Here is an 18450-nt window from a genome sequence, read left to right on the forward strand (position 1 = left end):
TCTTTCACCGCGAATTGAAGCAGATCACCGGGACCGAAGACTGTCAATGCCGTCTGGGGCGATCTCAACGCAATCACATCGGCACTGCCATGCTGGTCTGGATTCGATTGAACCAGCAGGCCAAAGAGGCGAAGAAAACGATATACGCGCTAAAATTCGGTCTTCTTGATGACTACATGCGCCAGCAGCTCAAAAACCCATCTCTGAGTTTCGCGTAAGCCCTAGCCAGTTCAGAAGACGCCGCAGGAGCTTCAAACTCCCGGCGGCATTCTCTTGAATTGATCTGATTAAGGCAGCGTATTTCCCGCCGCCAGCAGGATCGCGTACCACTCCTCGCGTGTCAGATCAACGTCTGCGGCCTTCAGGCAGTCGGCCAGACGCGCGGGCGTGGTGGTCCCCGTCACGGGCTGCATCTTGGCCGGATGACGCAGAATCCACGCAATAGCAATGGTGGTATTCGTCACGCCATATTTAGCGGCAACCTCGTCAATCTTGGCGTTCAATTCGGGAAATTTGGGATTGTCCAGGAAGACGCCCTCAAAGAACCCGAATTGGAAGGGGGACCACGGCTGAATCGTGATGTCGTTCAGACGGCAGTAGTCCAGAATGCCGCCGTCGCGGTTGACCGCCTCGTCGTTTTCCATGTTGACGTTGAAGCCCTGCGTGATCATGGTGGCGTTGGTGATGCTGAGTTGCAGTTGGTTGGCGACCAGCGGCTGGCGCACGAATTTCCTCAGCAGTTCAATCTGGCGCGGGTGCTGATTCGATACGCCGAAGTGCCGCACCTTGCCGTCCTGCTCTAACTGGTCAAAAGCGGCAGCCACTTCCTCCGGCTCCACCAGCGCGTCGGGGCGGTGCAACAGCAGAATGTCCAGATAGTCGGTGTTCAGGCGCTTCAGGATGCCGTCTACCGAGGCCAGGATGTGTTCCTTCGAGAAGTCGAACATGCCGGGCCGGATGCCGCATTTGGATTGCAGGATCATTGTCTCGCGCACGCTGCTGCCCATGCCCACGGCGTCGGCGAAGATTTCCTCGCAGGTTCCCTTGCCGTAGATGTCGGCGTGGTCAAAGAAATTCGCGCCCGCGTCCATCGCCGTCCCGATCAGCGTCTGCACTTCAGGCTTGCTCATGGTGTTGATCCTCATCATCCCTACGGCGACGACGGGTACATCGAGGTCACTGCTTCCAAGTTTGATTGTTCTCATGGCCTGCATTGTGCGTCAAAACCGGCCCGCGTGGTCTCACCCTCACTTTACTGTCGGCACCCACCACCAGCCGCCGATGTCGTGCCGCCCGGCCCGGCGAGCCACCGTCAGAGCGCCCCGGTTCTCGCCGTGAATCGTACCGCTCAGTGCCCGGCCATCGGCGGGGAGGTGACGGGCCAGCAATGTGGAGAGGGAAGAGCCGAGGCCATGACCGCGTGCGTGCGGAGCCAGCAGCATTTCCTGAACCACCTGCGCGGGCAGACCTACTTGAGTTTCGGGCAGCGTCCCAGCATACCCACTCCACTCGCCCCGCCAGATCACGTCGAACATGGTTCCGGCGTCAATGGTGTCCTGCAAATCTTCCTTGGATAGCAGGCGGGCCTGACCTGGGTGCTTCGGGTGGGCAGCGTCCACGGCGGCGTAGGCGGCCTGGGCAGCGGCGTAATTGGAGAGATTGGCAGTTGGCCTTAGGCTCAAGTCGGGAGCCACCTCTCCCCCACCCAGTCCGGCCAGCGGCGCGGCCAGCACGCGCTGATCGGGGCGCAGATCGGAGAACGTTTCGGCGGCGCTCCAGATGCGAATTCGGGGCGCGTTGAAGCCCTGATATTCACGCCCCGCCGCTCCAACCAACGCGGGCAGATCAGCCGCCACCACCGGGCGCGAGGTCACGCTGACATCCACGAACGGCTTGCCCACGTCCATTCCCCTAAACCGGATGCTGAGCATGGCGTCCAGATCAGGGCTAACCGTGACCCAGCGGTTCAGATACGCCTCTACGGGCGGACCCACATTGATAAATTCAGCCCGCTTGCCCGCCAGTTTCAGATCAGTGGCAAGTTGGAGGTCAAAGGCATGTTCCTCAACCAGATTCGCCAGTCGTTCCGACTCGGAACACCATTCAAGCGTCAGCGGGTGCTGGGCGGCGAGGGAGAAACGGGCCAGATCGGCAGCAGTCGGTAAATTTTCAGATATCACTGTCCCAAGCGTAAACCACAAGCAACCGCGAAGGCATGGGCCGCATGGCTTACGCGCCCTTCTGCTAATCTGGGGGCCAACCTAACGAGCGTTAGTTTTCACCTCTTCCGGCCAATGGAGGCTCCAGATGAAGACCAAAAACGAGTGGATGGGCAGCGTTTACGGACCGGCCACGCAGAAATTTCCCGAGCGCAAGTACAACTTCACCAACCTGTCCGATATGGACCCGGAGCCGATCTACACGGCGGACGATTTGAAGGACTGGGACGCCGAATCCGAGCTGGGCTATCCCGGCGAGTTCCCGTACACGCGCGGCGTGCAGCCCAGCGTGTACCGGGGCAAGCTGTGGACCATGCGGATGTTCGCAGGTTTCGGCAGCGCCGAGCAGACCAACGAGCGCTTCCACGCGCTGCTGCGGGCCGGGCAGACGGGCCTGTCCACCGCCTTTGACCTGCCCACCCTGATGGGCTACGACTCGGACCACCCCTTCAGCGTGGGCGAGGTGGGCAAGTGCGGCGTGGCGGTGTCCAGCCTGGCCGACATGGAAATTCTGTTTCAGGGTATCGATCCCGAAGCGGTGACCACCTCCATGACCATCAACAGCCCGGCCAACGCCATCTGGGCCATGTACATCGCCAACGCGCAGAAGCAGGGCAAGGACCTGAACAAGATCGGCGGGACCATCCAGAACGACATTCTCAAGGAATTCATCGCGCAGAAGGAATTCATTTACCCGCCCGCGCCCAGCGTGAAACTGGTCATCGACACCTTCGAGTGGGGGCCGAAAGTGGTGCCGAGGTGGAACTTCATCTCGGTCAGCGGCTACCACATCCGCGAGGCCGGGGCGACGGGCGTGCAGGAGCTGGCCTTCACGCTGGCCGACGGCTTCCATTACGTGGAAAAGGCGCTGGAGCGCGGGCTGGACATCGACGAATTCGCGCCGCGCATCAGCTTCTTCTGGGATATCCACAACGACTTCTTCGAGGAAATTGCCAAACTGCGCGCCGCCCGGCGCATCTGGGCGCGGCAGATGCGGGACCGCTACGGTGCGAAGAACCCCAAATCGTGGATGCTGCGGACGCACTCGCAGACCGCCGGGGTGTCTCTGCCCGCGCAGCAGCCGCTGAACAACATTGCCCGCGTAGCGATTCAGGCGCTGGCCGCCGTGTTGGGCGGCACGCAGAGCCTGCACACCGACGCCTTTGACGAAGCGCTGGCCCTGCCCACCGAGGACGCCGCCACCATTGCCCTGCGGACCCAGCAAATCATCGCCTATGAAACGGGCGTGGCCGGAGTGGTGGACCCGCTGGCGGGCAGCTACTACGTGGAAAAGCTGACCGATGACATCGAGAACGCCGCGTTGGGCTATATCGAGCAGATTCGCATGATGGGCGGCGTGGAGGCCGGGATCGACAACGGCTTTTTCCAGCTTGAGATGGCCGAGGCCGCCTACCGCTACCAGCGCGAGGTAGAGACGAAGGACCGCATTATCGTAGGTGTCAACGCCTTCGTGCAGGACGCGGTAGAAGTGCCGATTCAACTGATCGACCCCCAGGTGGAACGGGTGCAGGAAGCGCGGCTGGCGCAGGTGCGGCGCGAGCGCGATCCCGAGCGCGTCAAGGCCGCCATCGAAGACCTGCGCCAGAGTGCCGTGACCGGAGCGAACTCCATGCCCGCCTTCCTGGACTGCGCCCATGCCTACGTCACGCTGGGCGAGCAGATGGACGTGCTGAAGACCGTGTACGGGGAATATGTGGAACCTGCGGTGGTGTGATACCGGGTGAGAAGTTGGACCGTTGAGGACACTCGCGGTCCATTTTTTGTTTCAGTCCAGACGTGACCGCAGGGTCTGGACGCCGCTCAGCCACTCGTCCGCGTCGGACTGATCGGCCCACAGATCCGGCAGTTCGCTGTCGGGGCCGAGGACGCGCTCCACAGCGTCGCGGGCCACGTCACGCAGGGGGGCGAGGTCCAGCACGTCCGCCTCCTGCACCCAGGACCGCAAACGGGCGCTGACGATGTTCCCCGTTTCACCGTCCAGTACGGCGGCCAGAATCTCGGCGGCGGCCAGGGTGCGGTGTCCTTCCTCAGCAGCCAGAAAATCGGTGTCGGGGTCCAGGGCCACGTCAAAAGCCTCGGCCAGGGCAAACGCACCATCCTGTACCACTTCGTCGGCAAAAGCCGCGCCCGCCTCATTTTCCATTGGGCCAGTTCCCCAGATGTCCATGCTTTATAGCTTAATGGGCGTGGGCAGCACTGTGGTCAGGGGGCACTGTGGTCAGGGGGCACTTGGTCAGGGGGCACTTGGTCAGGGAACGCCGTGCAGGCGCGTCCACAACGTTTCAGGAACAGCGAGACGAGGCTTGCATGGCACGTTGGGCCGGGGTGGCTGGACTCTTGTCCGTTTCTACAGCCTGCCGATACTGCGCTTCGGTTCCCACAAAAAATTTGAAACTGGGTGAGACCTGAATGTCGCAGGTGATGGCTTCCTGACCCTCCCGCGCCACAGAAATGCCGATTTTCCCAGATTCTACCGACGCACCCCAGATCAGCCCGCCCTTACCCCAGCCAGTCTGCGGCAGATCGGTCAGTTTCCCCCTGGCGTCCACGAATTTGTAGACATCCCTCGCCCAGCCCTGTTGCTGTTCAGAGGACGTTTTGAGGATGCCACCTACTGGGATTGGCAAAACGCGATAACCGTTTCGCAGCTCCAGCGACGGCACACCCTCAACCCCATATTCAACCAGTATCCAGCCCGCATAGCCCTGCGGAATCAGGAAGAGGTCTGGCGTGCGCTGAAGCCCTGCGGTGCAGCCGGTCACCAGCAGCGCGGCGAGGCCCACCATCCCGAAGCTACGCACCGACTTCCTCGCGCCCGTAAGTGTTCGTCACGTAGGTTTCCAGCAATTCCTGGAACTCCTCGGCGATGCGCGGGCCTTTGAGGGTCTTCAGCAGCTTGCCGTCCTGATACACCGGGGCGCGCGGGTCTTCCCCGGTGCCAGGCAGAGAGATGCCGATATTGGCGTGCTTGCTCTCGCCGGGGCCGTTGACGATGCAGCCCATCACGGCCACCTGCATGTCCTCCACCCCGGGATACCTGGCCTTCCAGTCGGGCATGGTGTCGCGGATGTAATCCTGAATCTTCTGCGCCAGCTCCTGAAAGAAGACGGAGGTGGTGCGCCCACAACCGGGGCAACTGGTGACCTGCGGCGAGAACTGGCGAATGCCCAGGCTTTGCAGGATCTGCTGCGCCACCTCCACCTCCAGCTTGCGCGAGGCACCGGGTTCGGGGGTCAGGCTGACGCGAATGGTGTCGCCAATCCCCTCGGTCAGCAGCGGGGCCAGCGCCACCGACGAGGCCACGATGCCCTTCATGCCCATGCCCGCCTCGGTCAGTCCCAGGTGGAGGGGATAGTCACACTGCGCGGCCAGTTGGCGGTAGACCTGCCACAGTTCGGGCGCGGAACTGACCTTGACCGAGATCAGGATTTTGTCGTGCGCCAGGCCCAGCTTCTCGGCGTAGGCGGCACTTTCCAGCGCGGACACCACCATCGCGTCGATCATCACGTCGGTGCCAGTTTTCGGGCTGCCCTTCGCCGCGTTCTGGTCCATCAGCCGCGCCAGCACCTGCTGATCCAGGCTGCCCCAGTTCACACCGATGCGGACGGGTTTATCGAACTCCCTGGCCACCTCGATCATGGTGGCGAAGTTGGCGTCGTGGTGCTGCCCGGCCCCCACATTCCCTGGATTGATGCGGTACTTGGCGAGCAGGCGGGCGGTTTCGGGGAACTCGCGCAGCAGGATGTGGCCGTTGTAGTGGAAATCGCCCACGATGGGAACGCTCAGGCCCACCTCGTCCAGCCGAGTGATCACTTCGGGAACGGCGGCGGCGGCCTCGCGGGTATTGACGGTCACGCGCACCAGTTCGCTGCCCGCACGGGCCAGTTGCGCCACCTGAATGGCGGTGGCCTCGGCGTTGGCGGTGTCGGTGTTGGTCATGCTCTGGACCACCACGGGATGGGCGCTGCCGATCAGGACGCCTCCCACGTTGGCGGTGACGGTCTGGCGACGGGGATTCATGGTGTCAGTTTACGCGGGGTCAGGCGGAAGGTTCAGGAAGACGGGTTACGGCCAGGGTGCGCCGCTGCCATAGCGTCCAGCAGAGCCGTCAATCCCACTTCCAGCCCTCCTCGGGGTCCGCTTGCGCCGAACAGGCCGCTGCGCTCCAGTTCAACAAAGCCGTGCAGAAAGGTCCACAGCGCCACGGCGCGGGCGGTGTCATCGGGGTTGCCGCTCAGAGCACCCACCACATCTAACAGGGTGTTCCAGAGCTGCTTGCCCGCGTGGCCCATGCGCTCCCCCTGCGGCAACTGATCCAGCTTGAGCAGCAGCAGCGCGTACAGATGCGGGTGCTGGCGGGCGTAATCCAGATAAGCGTGCGAGGCAGCCTCAGCTCCAACTCTTGATTTCTTTCGCGCGGCGGCCCGCGTTAAGGCCTCCTGCAATGCCAGTGCTGCCCGCTCTCCCAGCGCCAGCAACAGCGTTTCCCGACTGGCGTGGTGACGGTACAGGCTGCTGGGCCGCACTTCTAGAGAGTCGGCCAGCGTCCGCATGCTCAGTCCATCCGGGCCAGAAGTTTCCAGCAACGCCTGTGCGGCGTCCAGAATCTGTTCGGGGTTCAGCTTGGCGGGGTAGGGCATTAAGAACAGTGTACGTCTTGACAGCCTTAGGTTCTAGACGTACACTGTTCACCATGAATACGAACAGCGTTCACCTACGGTTCAGCGCCTGGGATGTGCTGGCCTTCGGTCTGGAAATAGCCGCTGTGGTGGCGGCTGGAGCGTGGGGCCAGCGGGTTGCCGGATGGCCGGGCCTGACCCTTGCGGCGCTGGCATTAATCGTCTTGTGGGGAACGTTTCTTTCTCCCAAAGCGCCCCGGCCCATCACCGGGATCGCGTGGCCGCTGACCAAACTCGCCGTCCTGTCGCTGTCTGCCCTGGTGGTCTTGCCCACCTTTGGCCCGGTTCCCGCCGCCATCCTGCTGGCACTCGCCCTGCTCAACGTTCTTCAAGGAGGAACCCGATGACCCGGCAAGCCACAAGGCCCCCACTCAAACAAACCCAGTTCGGTCTGGTCAATACCTATCTTGTGCCGGAGGAAGACGGCTTCACGTTGATTGATGCGGGCTTACCGGGTCTGCAAAACCGCATCCTCGCCGTCATGAGGCCCACGGGCAGACCACTGCGGCGGCTGGCCCTGACCCATGCCCACTCGGACCACATCGGCAGCGTGGACGCGCTGAAAAAGGCACTCCCCGATCTGGAAGTGCTGGTGGGCATGAACGACGTGGAATTGCTGGCTGAGAATGGAGTCAAGGTCACGCCTGATCGGCTGTTGCGAGCTGGCAACAGCGTGGGCAGCCTGCGCGTGCTGGACACGCCTGGACACTCACCGGGCCACCTCGCTTTCTTCGATGAACGTGACGGCACGTTGTATGCCGGGGACACCTTTGTCAACATTCCACGGCTAAGGGTTGCCAGTGTCTCCAACATCATTTTTCCATTTCCGACGCTTGCCACGCACGATGCGGCGCAGACCACCATCAGCGCCCGCCTGTTGCTGGACATTCCCGCAAAGTTTCTGGCGCTGGGACACGGGCGCGTGGTGGCTGATCCGTTGAATGCCATGCGCCGCGCGGTGGAGCTGGCCGAGAAAGAGGAGGCGTAAAAGGAGAGGGGGAGAGGCCAACCACTCGCCTCTCCCTCTCGCGCCAGAAAAAACTACACTCCCAGATACGCCTTGATGATCTCCGGGTCTCCCATCAGTTCCTTGCTCGGCCCCTCCTTGACTAGGCTTCCCAGTTCCAGCACATAGGTCCGGTCCGTCACCTTCAAGACCTGCCGCACGTTCTGTTCCACCAGCAGCACGGTCAGCCCCAATTCACGCAGGCTGCCGATCACGCGCATCACTTCCGAGACCACCAGCGGGGCCAGACCCAGCGACGGTTCGTCCATCAACAGCACTTCGGGTTCGCTCATCAGCGCGCGGCCAATCGCCACCATCTGCTGTTCCCCACCGGACAGGGCGGCGGCGGCAGAGCGGCGTTTCTCAGTCAGGCGCGGGAAGAAATCATAGACCTTTTGCAGGTTCTCGGCGCGGTTTTTCTTGGTGCGCGGCAGGTACGCACCCATGATCAGGTTTTCCTCGACGGTCATCTGCCCGAAGAGCTGACGGCCCATCGGCACGTGCGCCACGCCCATATCGGTGATGCGGTGCGGCGGCACGGCGTTCAGGCTCTGCCCCCGGTACGTGGCCGTGCCGCCCCGCGCCTTGAGCATCCCCGACAGCACGCGCAGGATGGTGCTCTTGCCGCTGCCGTTGCCGCCCACCAGGCCCACCAGTTCGCCCTTGTCCACATGCAGCGACACGCCAAAGACCACCTGAACCTGACCGTAAGCGACATCCAGCGTATCGGCCTCCAGCACGCGTTCGCCGGGAACGTAGCCGATGCGGGCGGGTTGGGGCTGAATTGTGGTCATAGGTAGCCTCCTGGGGGTTGAGTCGGCGGTCCAACCGTCCAACGGTCTAACCGCCCAATCTTTTGCGGTTTGACGGTTAGACCGTTTGGCCGTTAGACGCGGCGCAAAACGACGCTCAATCATTGTCGTCCCCCAGATACGCCCGGATCACGTCTGGGTGGGCCGCCACCTCATGCGGATCGCCCTCGGCCAGCAGCTCGCCGAAGGCCATGCAGATCACGTGGTCCGACAGGCTCATGATCACGTGCATGATGTGTTCCACCATCACGATGGCCAGGCCCGAGTGCGCCAGCGTGCGGATCAGGGCTACCATTTCCTGCTGCCCTGGTGGGTTCAGGCCCGCAATGCTCTCGTCCAGGAACAGCACCTTCGGCTCCAGCGCCAGCACCTTGGCCAGTTCCAGACGGCGGCGGCGGGCCAGGTTCAGTTGCGCGGCGGGCTGGGTGGCACGGTCTGCCAGCCCCACGCGCTCCAGCACAGCGTAGGCGTGGTCCTCGGCCTTGGTGCCCCGGTACTTCAGGAACGCCGCCACCAGTACGTTTTCCAGCACGCTCAGGTCCTCGAAGGGGCGCTCCACCTGAAAGGTGCGGGCCATGCCCAGTTTGGCGCGGGCCTGCGGCTGCATGTTGGTGATGTCGCGCCCGTTGTAGGTCACGCGGCCCCCACTGGGAGTCACGAAGCCGGTCAGCGCATTGAAGAGGGTGGTCTTGCCCGCCCCGTTCGGCCCGATCAATCCCAGGATCTCGCCGGGGCGCACCGCCAGCGAGATGTCCCCCACCGCCACCACGCCGCCGAAGCGCACGGTGATGTTCTCGGCCTTTAAGATCGGCGGGCCAGAGGGGGCGTGAACCGGCTGCCCAGGCAACGGAGTCAGTTCGGGAAACTGCGTCGGGGCCGTCATCTCGCCGTTCCCAGCTTGCTGCCTGCCCGGTTAAACAGCCCCATGATGCCCTGCGGCGCGAACAGCGTCACCAGCAGGATCAGCACCCCGTAGATCAGCAGGTTGGCGTTGCTGAACACGTTGCGGAAGACCTCGCCGAAAATGCTCAGCACCAGTGCGCCGACCAGTGGCCCCTGAATGGTGGTGCGCCCGCCGATAATTGCCAGCAGCGCGATCTGGATGCTCAGGGGCAATTCCAGAATGGTGTGCGGCTCGAAGGCTTGCAGGTACAGCGCGTACAGGCTGCCGCCCAGGGCCATCAAAGCGGCGCTGAGCATGAACGCCAGCAATTTCATACGGGCCGGGTCTATCCCGAGCGCCCGCGCGCCGTCCTCGTCCTCGCGCACCGCCTGAAGCGCGTAGCCCATGCGCGAGCGGCGGATCAGGTGCGTGATCACCAGCGTCAACACCACAAACCCAAAGGCCAGCCAGTATTCGGTCTCGCGGTCAAACAGGTCAAAGCCAAAGAACTTGGGCAGATCGGGCATGAACAGCCCCTCCGCGCCGCCGGTCCAGTTGCTGTTGATGACCACCAAACGAATCACCAGGGCCACCGCGATACTGGACAGCGCAAAATACGAACCCTGGAGCCGGAAGGTCAGCCAGCCCCACACCGCCGCCACCGCCACGGCGATCACCATGCCGATCAGCGCGCCCCACCACGGGGCCAGCGGCGAGGTCAGGAAGGGTGGCAGGCGCTCGGGCGTCGCCAGCAGCGTCATGCTGTACGCCCCGATGCCCAGCAGCGCCGCGTGGCCCAGGCTGGTCTGCCCCGCCCAGCCACCCAGAATATTCCAGCTCATGGCAAAGCCGGCGAACAGCAGCGTGGAAATCCCGAAGTTCATGGCCTTGCCGAACACGAACGGGTAGATGAACAGAATGGCGACGAGGGCGACGCTCAGCCACACGTTGCCAAAGGTGAGGGCGCGGGGGCGGGATCTGGTCGAGGGAGCGGTGGCAGTCATGTGCGCCTCTGGAACGTGCGAGAAAATGTCTTGCTCCCTATGCTCCCTAGTCCCCTGCGGAAGAGGGCCGGGGTGAGGGGGCAGTTCAGCCGCGATGCCGCCCGGTACAGCGTCTGTCCCCTCATACCCGCTTCACCGTCTTCCCGAACAACCCCTCGGGCCGCAGCAGCAGCACCAGCAGGAAGGCGATCAGGCCATAGGCGTCGCGGTAATTGTTGCTGACGTAGAACGCGCCCAGCGACTCGATCACGCCCAGCACCAGGCCGCCTGCAATCGCCCCCGGCAGGTTGCCCAGGCCGCCCAGCACGGTCACGATAAACGCCTTGGTCACGTAGTTCTCGCCCACCGTGGGAAAGGTGTACAGCAGCGGCATCAGCAGCACGCCCGCAATGGCGGCAAACGACACGCCCACGCCGAACACGATGGCCTGAATGTTGGAGGTCTTGACCCCCTGCAACTCCGCGCCCAGCGGATTTTGCGCCGTGGCGCGAATGGCGCGGCCCAGCTCGGTGCGGTACAGCACCAGGTTCAGGGCCGAGATCGCCAGCACCGTTCCCAGTCCAGCGATCAGCAGAGAAACGCTGACCTGCACGCCCGCGAATTTAAAGGTGTTGATGGCGTACGGCACGTTGATGCTCTGCGGCTGCGCGCCGAAGCCCAGCAGCAGCGAGTTGCTGATGATCAGCCCCAGCCCCAGCGTGGCGAGCATGCTGCCCTCGCTCAGGCGGTCTCCCAGACGCGACAGCACGAAGCGCTGGATGAAGTAGCCCAGGCCAAAGCCCAGCGGCGCGGCCACCAGCAGGCTCAGGTACGGATCAATGTTGAAGGTCTTGAACAGCAGCAGCGTGATGAACATACCGATGGCAAGGAAATCCCCGTGCGCGAAGTTGATGACCCGCATCACCCCGAAGATCAGGCTCAGGCCGGTGCCGATCAGGGCGTACAGGCCCCCGGTCAGCAGGCCCTGCACCAGGGTTTGAAAAAACGCCGTGACGGCGACTTGATCCATGTATGGCTCCTTAAGTGGGTTGGAGGTCTTCAGCGGTCAGTGGCAGGCAGGCCAGGTCTTATCTGCGGCCCCTCGCTCCTCGCGGGACCTGGCCCCTTATGGAAGTGGGGCGCTGCGGAGCAGCAGGGTCAGGGGGCCACCGGGCAGGCCCAGATCTCCCCAGGCCCCCTTACTTCTTCATCTCTTTGGCAGGACGAATTTCCCCGTCGCCGCACTGGCTGGCCCGATGGTCACGAACTTCCCGTTCTGCACCTGCGTGATCAGGCCCACCACGCTGTTCTGGTTCTGGTAGCCCGCGTAATCGCGGAAGGTCACGGGGCCGAAAGCGGTGTTCAGCCTGGTGCTTTCCAGCGCGGTGCGGACTTTTTCTGGATCGGTGCCGCCGCGCTTGATGGCGTCGGCGGCGGCCAGCATCGCCGCGTAGCTCTGGGCGGCGTGCTGGGAAGGTTCCTCGCCGCCCAGCGCAGTTTTCAGGCGGCTATACAGGCTGGTTGCGCCGGGATACTTCACGTCCCCGTTCCAGACCATCGTGACCAGGAAGTTCTCGGCGGTTGCCCCCGCGCCCTTGAGGAAGTCGGGCAGGGCAAAGCCGGTGGCGATTCCGGCAATCACCTTTGGACTCAGCCCCACCTCCTTGATCTGCTTGGCGAGGGCCACGGCGTCTTCCTCGTAGCTGGCGAAGATCACCACATCCGGGTTCTGGCCCCTGTAGCGGTTGAGCAGGGGCCGGAAGTCGGTCAGGCCCTTGTCGTAGGTGTCCTTACTCAGCACCGTGAATCCGGCGGCGGGCAGCAACTTGCCAGCGTCGGTCAGCACGCTCTTGCCAAAAGCGTCGTTGCTGGTCAGCACCACCGCCGTCTTCATGCCGCCCAGCTTCTTGAGCTGATCGATCAGGCTGCGGGTGTACACGCTGCTCTGGTTGTTGACGCGGAAGGTGTAGGGGTTGCCCGGCTTGGTGATGGTCTCGTCGATGGCGGTGGCGACGAGCAGCGGCACCTTGATGCGGGCCATGTACTGCGACAGCGGCTTGGTGATCCCGCTGCTGTACGCGCCGATCACCACCGGAACTTTCTGGTTGACCAGTTTCTCGGCGGCGTTCAGCGCCTTGTTGGTGTCGCTGGCATCGTCTTCCAGCAGCAGCTCCAGCTTCTGGCCGTTCACGCCACCCTTGGCGTTGATCTCTTCAATGGCAACCTTAAAGCCCGCCTGCTGCATGGCCCCGAAGGTGGCGAAGCGCCCCGATAGGCTGGTAATGGCCCCGATCTTGATGGTGCTTTGTGCGGAGGCGAGAGAGAGAGAGAGGACAGCGAGGGCGGTCAGGGTTTGAAGTGGACGCATGAAACTCCTCTTGCGGAACTAAAGTTGGAAGGCGAACCCCTCAATCTGCTTCGCAGCCAGCTCCCCTCAAAGGGAGCCAGGGAGCGCGACTGGACGGGAAATTCAGCGACTCCTGCCTCCCTTCTAAGGGGAGGTCCCCCAAAGGGGGGGAGGGGTTAAACCGCAAGCGGCAACCTGAGAACACCGCCGGGCCATACCCTCTCCTCACTTGCGCTCGAAGGTCAACGCGCGCGGCACCACCGACTTGGGATACACCGGGACAAAGGCCCCGTTCTGCACCTGCTGCGCCACCATTTCCAGTGGGTTCTGGTTCTGGAAGCCGTCATAGTCCTTGAACTGGATCGGGCCGAAGGCGGTCTGGATATTGACCGTTCCCAGCGCAGCCTTGACCTTCTCGCGGTCCGTGCTGCCCGCCTTATTGATGGCAGCGGCGGCGGTCAGCACGCCCGCGTAGGCCTGCGCCGCGTGGTAACTGGGGTCCTCTCCGCCCAGCGCCTTTTTCAGGTCCACGTTCAGCTTCTGCGTCCCGGCGTACCGGAGCTGCGGAATCCAGGCGGTGGCGGTCACCACGTTCTCGGCGGCGGCCCCGCTGTCCTTGACAAAGCTGGGAAGGGCGAATCCGGCAGCGCCCCCGGCGAACAGGCGCGGCTTGACACCCACCTCGCGGGCCTGGCGCATTAGAGCCACGCTGTCCTCGGCATAGGACACCATCAGGATGCCGTCGGGGTTCTTGGCTTTAATGCGGTTCAGCACGGGCCGGAAATCGGTCAGGCCCTTGTCGTAGCGCTGATCTTCCATCACCGTGATGCCGTACTCCTTGGCAATGCTGTTGGCAGCGTCGGCCACGCTCTTCTCGAACGCGCCCGTCCCGGCGATGATCGCCATGCTCTTGAACTTGTTGGCCTTGAAGAGGTCCAGAATCACGCGGGCGTAGGCGCTGGCAGGCTGGTTCAGGCGGAAGATGTAGTCGCTGCCCGGCTTGGTGATGTCGTCGCCGCTGGACGTGATCACCAGATTCGGCACCTTCTGGCGGGCCAGATACTGCGCCTGCGCCTTGACCAGGCTGGACGAATACTCGTTGAGGACCAGCGGCACGCCCGCGTTGACCAGGCGTTCGGCGGCGGCCAGCCCCTTGTTCACGTCGCTGGCGTTGTCCTCGATGACCAGTTCCAGCTTCTTGCCCAGCACGCCGCCCTTCTTGTTCACCTCAGCCACGCCCACCTTGAAGCCCGCCAGTTGCATCTTGCCGAACTCGGCGAAGCGCCCGGTGACGGAGGTGATCGCGCCCACCTTGATGGTGTCCTGCGCGCCCGCAGTGGCGGCCAGGGTCAGGGCCAGGGTAAAGAGGGCAGTCTTTCGAGTCAATGTACGCATGGTGTTCTCCTTGTGAGGCCGAATGTCGGCAGTTGAGGTCTGTTGATTTCAGGTCAGAGTGATTCGAGGTCAGAGGGTGGAGTTGTGGTGGTGGCGCACACTCTGGCACACGCGGCTGAGGTGATCGCGCATGGCGTTTTCGGCGGCGGGGCCGTCACGCTGGCGCAGGGCGCGTTCGATGGTGCGGTGTTCCTCGTGACTTCGGCGCAGGTGCCACGGCTCGTTCACCATCAGCGGCCCGGCCAGCCGCATCTCGCGGGCCAGCAGCGCGGCGTGGCGGGCCAGCCGGGTATTGCCGCAGGTCTGCGAGACGATCTCATGAAAGCGCATATCCAGCTCGCGGAAGCTGCGCGCGTCGCCCACCGCCGCCGCACCCTGTGCGTCCAGCACGCCGCGCAGGGCCGCCAGATCGGTCTGGGTCATGCGCTCGGCGGCGTGGTGGGCGGCCAGGCTTTCCAGTGTGATCCGCAACTCGTACAACTCCAGCACGTCGGACAGTTCCAGCCGCGCGACTTCCACGCCCCGGCGCGACTGCTCCACCGCCAGGCCCTCGCCCACCAGCAGCAGCACGGCCTCGCGGACGGGTGAGCGGCTCACGCCCAGTTGGCGGGCCAGTTCCGGAACGCTCAGGCGGGAGCCGGGCGCGAGTTCTCCGGCCAGGATGGCGGAGCGCAGTTGATCGCGCACGACATCCACCACCCGCGCGCTGGCAATCGGTTGCAACAGAGGACAGACCTCCTTTCAGCCGTCAGGTCTGGCCTGTATTCGGCTGCTAGATGAACAGTTTTTGAACAGGTAGAGTGTTACATGTAGAACCCAAGAATGCAAGCTTGACCTCTGCTCGTTATGCCTCCAGACTGTCTGACAGCCGTTTAACGGGCACCCCACGGAACATGCCTGCCCTATCCGGCACGTCCTTTTTCCACAGCGTCCGGGAAAGGCCGTGCCGCGTTTCGGAGAAGATATGAAGAACCCAGCCGCCCACCACGATCACACACCCGCGTACACCGAGCGCCTGGGAGCAGCAAAAGGCGATACGGTGCGCGTGCGGCTGCGAACCACCCTGCCGGTGGAGTCCGTGAATCTGAGGTTCGTGCGCGTGGGCGAGATCGAGCTTGCCGGAGCGCGCGAGGTCAGGGGGAGACCAGGCGAGGGCCGCTGGTTCGAGGCCGAGCTGCCCATCCACGACGCGCCAATGCGCTACGCCTGGCAGCTCAATTTGCCCGGCGATCACCTGAATCTGACCGCACTGGGCCTGCACCACACCCGCCGGGGCTTTCGCAACTGGTTTCAGTATCTGGCCGGGTACGTGGCCCCCGAGTGGGCCTGGAAGTGCGTCTTCTATCAGATCTTCCCGGACCGTTTCCGCAACGGCGATCCCAGTAGCGACGTGCAGACCGGCGAACATGTGTATGCCGGACGCGAGGTGGAACATGTGCCGTGGGATCAGCCGGTGGACGCCTGGGGCGACATTCATGGACATTACGGCGGCGACCTGAACGGCGTGACGGCGGCGCTGCCGTATCTGACCGACCTGGGAATCAATGCGCTGTGGCTGACGCCGATTTTCGTCTCGCCCAGCAATCACCGCTACGACATCACCGATTACCGCCATGTGGACCCGCACCTGGGAGGCGACGCGGCCTGGGACGAGCTGGTAGCAGCGGCAGATACCGCAGGCATCCGTATCGTGCTGGACGGCGTGTTCAATCACATGGGCAACGAGAACGCGCTGTTTCAGACCGCATTGACAGATGAAACCTCGCCGCAACGCGCCCTGTTTAGCTGGCGCGACGAGCCGGGCAAGCCTGCCTACCACTCGTTTTTTGATGTGCCGACGCTGCCCAAGATCGACTACCGCAATGAATACGCCGCGCAGGAATTTCTGGACGGCGAGAGAAGCGTGGTGCGTCACTGGCTGCGGCGCGGGGCCTCCGGCTGGCGGCTGGACGTGGCCCACATGATCGGCGCGGGCGGCACCGACGAGGACAACCTTCCGCTGCACCGCGCCCTCAAACGGGCGGCGCGCGAGGAACGCCCAGGGGCCTATGTGTTCGGCGAGCGCTTTTATGATCCCGAACACGCGCTGGACGGCACGGGCGAGGACGCCAGCATGAATTACCATGGCTTCGGCCTGCCGGTGGTGCAGTGGATCGCGGGCGCGACGTATTACGGCGAACCCAGCCGCCTGGACGGCACCGAACTGGCCGACATCCTGTGGGACGCGTACCACGCGCTGCCGCCCCAGGTGGCGCTGAGCATGTTCAACCTGCTGGAATCCCACGACATCGGGCGGGCGATATACCGTGTCGGGAATGATCGCACCAAGTTTTTAGCGGCCTACACGCTGCTGATGACTTATGCGGGCGTGCCGTGTACCTACTACGGCTCCGAAGTCGGCGTGACCCAGAGCCGCCCCGGCAACATGCCGTGGTGCCGCGAGCCGATGCCGTGGGATCAGGGAAAGTGGGACGTGGGGTTGCGCGGCAGGGTGCGGGCGCTGATTCATCTGCGCCGCGAAACCCGTGTGTTGCAGGAGGGTTCGCTCCGGTTCCTCCACGCCGAGGCCGACGCCATCGCCTTCCTGCGCGAGTACACGCATGAGGACGGGCGGGCGGAGCGGGCCGTGGTGCTGGCCAGCCGCCGGGGGGAGGCACATCCGGTCAGTCTGACCCTGCCTGCGGGCAAGTGGCGAGACGCGTTGAGCGGCGAAGTGTCCGAAGGCGGCCAGGCTACTCTGAACGCGGCGGGCGGACGGATTCTGCTTCAGGGCTGAGGCGCTGGAGCCACCGTTCAGCCTCGCGTGGGGAACGGAGTCGGATCACGGAGAGGTCAGGATACTCGGCGGCCAGTACAGGTGTTTTCCGTCGCCGTCGCCAGTGCGTTTTGAAAATCCACCGCAGGGGCGCGTCGGCCCGAAAAACTCCCCGCCATGTTTCACGGTTGCCGTTCCACAATTCCTGCTTGCCAGCTACTCGCTTCACGGTGCGCGTCAGCACCCGCCAGAACACCACCTGGCCGGGGTAATCCAGCCACACCAGCGTATCGGCCCGCGCCCAGCCAAGATCCCTGGCCTTGCCGTAATTGCCGTCCATCACCCAGCCGGGCTGCGCGGTAAAGGCGTCCACCGCCGCGCGAAACTGCGCCAGCGGTGCTTCCTGCCAGTCGCAAGGTGGTTCCAGGCGTCCTGCTCCCCGTGCGGCAGCCCGAGCATCGCGGCAATGGCCCGCGCCAGGGTGGTCTTGCCGCTGCCGGTGGTGCCAATGACGATGATTCGCTGCATGGTGTCCTCTTTCGCCCGGAATGCTGTCCCATTCACATCTGCCGGATTGTCTGGCGTCTGCGCTATGCTGCGTCCCACATGGCACACGCACCAGATTCGGCGCTGTATACGCAGTGGATAGAGTTGCTCGGCTGGCTTGAGGCCGGAGCGGCGGCGCGCGGGCTAACCTTCGAGAAGGTGGCCGACTTCCCCGACTACATCTACCGCATGGAACGCCCCTACGAGCTGCCCACCACGGTCATGAGCGTCAGCGTGGGCGTGGCCGGGCAGCCGCTGGTGGTGGCGGCGGTCAGCCCCCGGCATGTGGACCTGAAAGGCGTCAGTTTGCGCCTGATGGGCGGCAGCAAGCACTGGCACCTGCACGCCGGGCAACAGGGACTGCTGGAAGGCAAGCGGCCCTTCACGCGGGAGCGGCTGGGGTTGTTGCTGGATGGAGCAGTGAAAGGGGTGGCTTAAAGGATCACAAGTGGGATAGCAAATTTAGAGCAAATCAAATGCGGTGATAATTCCGACAACATCGCCATCCCTGACGGCCTGACACAAAGTATGAGAAAGCGTCCCCGGTAGGGGACACTTTCTGTCTGTGACAACCGAAAATGCTACCGGGGACGCGCCCCGACTCTATCAAGCCGTCCTCGCCCACATCCAGAATGGATTGTGGAACGACATCCGCAACGCCCACACACTGGCCTGGATGGTCACCGGACTGCTGCTCTCCCAGTGCAGCTCCATCCCCGCCTGGCTCCCCTACATCCACTCCCGTGCCACGTTCGCGCAAAGCAGCGAACGCCGCGTTCGTCGGTGGCTGGAGAATCCAGCCAT

The 18450-nt window shown here is 63.6% G+C and carries 20 protein-coding genes and 2 pseudogenes; 7 read left to right on the forward strand and 15 right to left on the reverse strand.

Annotated elements, in window-relative coordinates; genetic code table 11:
• Nucleotides 1-218, forward strand: a pseudogene (locus Q322_RS24220) (IS701-like element ISPlag1 family transposase); the annotation flags it as partial.
• 69 nt (nucleotides 219-287) lie between these two features.
• Here Q322_RS24220 and Q322_RS0116640 read toward each other — a convergent pair.
• Nucleotides 288-1205 carry an aldo/keto reductase gene (locus Q322_RS0116640; protein WP_029479012.1) on the reverse strand — a complete coding sequence of 306 codons (918 nt, stop codon included), beginning with the start codon at nucleotides 1203-1205 and terminating at the stop codon, nucleotides 288-290.
• A gap of 42 nt (nucleotides 1206-1247) precedes the next feature.
• Nucleotides 1248-2180 carry a GNAT family N-acetyltransferase gene (locus tag Q322_RS0116645; RefSeq protein ID WP_029479013.1) on the reverse strand — a complete coding sequence of 311 codons (933 nt, stop codon included), beginning with the start codon at nucleotides 2178-2180 and terminating at the stop codon, nucleotides 1248-1250.
• 127 nt (nucleotides 2181-2307) lie between these two features.
• Between Q322_RS0116645 and Q322_RS0116650 the strand changes: the two genes are divergently transcribed.
• Nucleotides 2308-3954, forward strand: coding sequence for a methylmalonyl-CoA mutase family protein (locus Q322_RS0116650; protein ID WP_029479014.1), 1647 nt, complete (start codon nucleotides 2308-2310; stop codon nucleotides 3952-3954).
• Nucleotides 3955-4005: 51 nt separating this feature from the next.
• Here the strand turns inward: Q322_RS0116650 and Q322_RS0116655 are convergent, their stop codons facing one another.
• The 4 genes from Q322_RS0116655 to Q322_RS0116670 form a co-directional block, all read right to left on the reverse strand.
• Nucleotides 4006-4407, reverse strand: coding sequence for a DUF4259 domain-containing protein (locus tag Q322_RS0116655; RefSeq protein ID WP_029479015.1), 402 nt, complete (start codon nucleotides 4405-4407; stop codon nucleotides 4006-4008).
• Nucleotides 4408-4522: 115 nt separating this feature from the next.
• A complete protein-coding gene (locus Q322_RS0116660) occupies nucleotides 4523-5023 on the reverse strand; it encodes a DUF6843 domain-containing protein (protein WP_156953115.1) in 501 nt (166 codons plus the stop codon).
• Between the two features lie 10 nt (nucleotides 5024-5033).
• The gene (ispG, locus tag Q322_RS0116665; RefSeq protein ID WP_029479017.1) at nucleotides 5034-6260 is read right to left on the reverse strand and encodes a flavodoxin-dependent (E)-4-hydroxy-3-methylbut-2-enyl-diphosphate synthase; all 1227 of its coding nucleotides are present in this window, start codon (nucleotides 6258-6260) and stop codon (nucleotides 5034-5036) included.
• 32 nt (nucleotides 6261-6292) lie between these two features.
• A complete protein-coding gene (locus Q322_RS0116670; RefSeq protein ID WP_029479018.1) occupies nucleotides 6293-6880 on the reverse strand; it encodes a TetR/AcrR family transcriptional regulator in 588 nt (195 codons plus the stop codon).
• Between the two features lie 53 nt (nucleotides 6881-6933).
• Between Q322_RS0116670 and Q322_RS0116675 the strand changes: the two genes are divergently transcribed.
• Nucleotides 6934-7266 (forward strand): DUF2568 domain-containing protein, encoded by a 333-nt coding sequence (locus Q322_RS0116675; RefSeq protein ID WP_029479019.1) that lies wholly within the window; start codon nucleotides 6934-6936, stop codon nucleotides 7264-7266.
• A complete protein-coding gene (locus tag Q322_RS0116680; RefSeq protein ID WP_051668697.1) occupies nucleotides 7263-7907 on the forward strand; it encodes an MBL fold metallo-hydrolase in 645 nt (214 codons plus the stop codon). Before Q322_RS0116675 ends, Q322_RS0116680 begins: the two co-directional genes overlap by 4 nt.
• Before the next feature lie 53 nt (nucleotides 7908-7960).
• On the opposite strand, the gene Q322_RS0116685 is transcribed toward Q322_RS0116680, so the two are convergent.
• The 7 genes from Q322_RS0116685 to Q322_RS0116715 all read right to left on the reverse strand — a co-directional run bounded on the left by Q322_RS0116685 (nucleotide 7961) and on the right by Q322_RS0116715 (nucleotide 15068).
• The gene (locus Q322_RS0116685) at nucleotides 7961-8719 is read right to left on the reverse strand and encodes an ABC transporter ATP-binding protein (protein ID WP_051668698.1); all 759 of its coding nucleotides are present in this window, start codon (nucleotides 8717-8719) and stop codon (nucleotides 7961-7963) included.
• 115 nt (nucleotides 8720-8834) lie between these two features.
• Entirely contained in the window at nucleotides 8835-9620 is a 786-nt protein-coding gene (locus tag Q322_RS0116690; protein WP_029479022.1) for an ABC transporter ATP-binding protein, read from the reverse strand.
• Nucleotides 9617-10624 carry a branched-chain amino acid ABC transporter permease gene (locus Q322_RS0116695; RefSeq protein WP_029479023.1) on the reverse strand — a complete coding sequence of 336 codons (1008 nt, stop codon included), beginning with the start codon at nucleotides 10622-10624 and terminating at the stop codon, nucleotides 9617-9619. The genes Q322_RS0116690 and Q322_RS0116695 overlap by 4 nt, the downstream gene beginning before the upstream one ends.
• 121 nt (nucleotides 10625-10745) lie before the next feature.
• Nucleotides 10746-11633: a branched-chain amino acid ABC transporter permease gene (locus tag Q322_RS0116700; protein WP_029479024.1), complete on the reverse strand. Its 888-nt coding sequence runs from the start codon at nucleotides 11631-11633 to the stop codon at nucleotides 10746-10748.
• Nucleotides 11634-11810: 177 nt separating this feature from the next.
• The gene (locus Q322_RS0116705; protein WP_029479025.1) at nucleotides 11811-12971 is read right to left on the reverse strand and encodes an ABC transporter substrate-binding protein; all 1161 of its coding nucleotides are present in this window, start codon (nucleotides 12969-12971) and stop codon (nucleotides 11811-11813) included.
• A gap of 204 nt (nucleotides 12972-13175) precedes the next feature.
• Entirely contained in the window at nucleotides 13176-14345 is a 1170-nt protein-coding gene (locus Q322_RS0116710) for an ABC transporter substrate-binding protein (protein ID WP_029479026.1), read from the reverse strand.
• A gap of 69 nt (nucleotides 14346-14414) precedes the next feature.
• Entirely contained in the window at nucleotides 14415-15068 is a 654-nt protein-coding gene (locus Q322_RS0116715) for a GntR family transcriptional regulator (protein WP_245593296.1), read from the reverse strand.
• Nucleotides 15069-15309: 241 nt separating this feature from the next.
• On the opposite strand from Q322_RS0116715, the gene Q322_RS0116720 reads away from it, so the two are divergent.
• Complete coding sequence (locus Q322_RS0116720) at nucleotides 15310-17121, forward strand: alpha-amylase family glycosyl hydrolase (protein WP_029479028.1); 1812 nt, start codon at nucleotides 15310-15312, stop codon at nucleotides 17119-17121.
• Here Q322_RS0116720 and Q322_RS21165 read toward each other — a convergent pair.
• Entirely contained in the window at nucleotides 17078-17473 is a 396-nt protein-coding gene (locus Q322_RS21165) for a P-loop NTPase family protein (RefSeq protein ID WP_245593297.1), read from the reverse strand. The genes Q322_RS0116720 and Q322_RS21165 overlap by 44 nt on opposite strands.
• Nucleotides 17440-17628 (reverse strand): EutP/PduV family microcompartment system protein, encoded by a 189-nt coding sequence (locus Q322_RS24635; RefSeq protein ID WP_245593298.1) that lies wholly within the window; start codon nucleotides 17626-17628, stop codon nucleotides 17440-17442. The genes Q322_RS21165 and Q322_RS24635 overlap by 34 nt, the downstream gene beginning before the upstream one ends.
• A gap of 78 nt (nucleotides 17629-17706) precedes the next feature.
• Between Q322_RS24635 and Q322_RS0116730 the strand changes: the two genes are divergently transcribed.
• Both Q322_RS0116730 and Q322_RS22675 read left to right on the forward strand, forming a co-directional pair.
• Entirely contained in the window at nucleotides 17707-18084 is a 378-nt protein-coding gene (locus Q322_RS0116730) for an NADH-quinone oxidoreductase subunit 15 (RefSeq protein WP_029479029.1), read from the forward strand.
• Nucleotides 18085-18211: 127 nt separating this feature from the next.
• Nucleotides 18212-18450 (forward strand): annotated as a pseudogene (locus Q322_RS22675) (transposase); the annotation flags it as partial.

This window comes from Deinococcus frigens DSM 12807, from assembly GCF_000701425.1.
In the GTDB taxonomy this organism is placed as follows: Bacteria; Deinococcota; Deinococci; order Deinococcales; family Deinococcaceae; genus Deinococcus; species Deinococcus frigens.

Excerpts from the sequence above, each read along its gene's own strand:
- ispG (WP_029479017.1), bottom strand. The coding sequence starts at position 6,260 with ATGAATCCCCGTCGCCAGACCGTCACCGCCAACGTGGGAGGCGTCCTG.
- Q322_RS0116670 (WP_029479018.1), bottom strand. The coding sequence starts at position 6,880 with ATGCCCTACCCCGCCAAGCTGAACCCCGAACAGATTCTGGACGCCGCA.
- Q322_RS0116710 (WP_029479026.1), bottom strand. The coding sequence starts at position 14,345 with ATGCGTACATTGACTCGAAAGACTGCCCTCTTTACCCTGGCCCTGACC.
- Q322_RS0116650 (WP_029479014.1), top strand. The coding sequence starts at position 2,308 with ATGAAGACCAAAAACGAGTGGATGGGCAGCGTTTACGGACCGGCCACG.
- Q322_RS0116675 (WP_029479019.1), top strand. The coding sequence starts at position 6,934 with ATGAATACGAACAGCGTTCACCTACGGTTCAGCGCCTGGGATGTGCTG.
- Q322_RS0116720 (WP_029479028.1), top strand. The coding sequence starts at position 15,310 with ATGAAGAACCCAGCCGCCCACCACGATCACACACCCGCGTACACCGAG.
- Q322_RS0116685 (WP_051668698.1), bottom strand. The coding sequence starts at position 8,719 with ATGACCACAATTCAGCCCCAACCCGCCCGCATCGGCTACGTTCCCGGC.
- Q322_RS0116690 (WP_029479022.1), bottom strand. The coding sequence starts at position 9,620 with ATGACGGCCCCGACGCAGTTTCCCGAACTGACTCCGTTGCCTGGGCAG.
- Q322_RS0116705 (WP_029479025.1), bottom strand. The coding sequence starts at position 12,971 with ATGCGTCCACTTCAAACCCTGACCGCCCTCGCTGTCCTCTCTCTCTCT.
- Q322_RS0116640 (WP_029479012.1), bottom strand. The coding sequence starts at position 1,205 with ATGAGAACAATCAAACTTGGAAGCAGTGACCTCGATGTACCCGTCGTC.
- Q322_RS0116680 (WP_051668697.1), top strand. The coding sequence starts at position 7,263 with ATGACCCGGCAAGCCACAAGGCCCCCACTCAAACAAACCCAGTTCGGT.
- Q322_RS0116655 (WP_029479015.1), bottom strand. The coding sequence starts at position 4,407 with ATGGACATCTGGGGAACTGGCCCAATGGAAAATGAGGCGGGCGCGGCT.
- Q322_RS0116700 (WP_029479024.1), bottom strand. The coding sequence starts at position 11,633 with ATGGATCAAGTCGCCGTCACGGCGTTTTTTCAAACCCTGGTGCAGGGC.
- Q322_RS0116695 (WP_029479023.1), bottom strand. The coding sequence starts at position 10,624 with ATGACTGCCACCGCTCCCTCGACCAGATCCCGCCCCCGCGCCCTCACC.
- Q322_RS24635 (WP_245593298.1), bottom strand. The coding sequence starts at position 17,628 with ATGCAGCGAATCATCGTCATTGGCACCACCGGCAGCGGCAAGACCACC.
- Q322_RS0116730 (WP_029479029.1), top strand. The coding sequence starts at position 17,707 with ATGGCACACGCACCAGATTCGGCGCTGTATACGCAGTGGATAGAGTTG.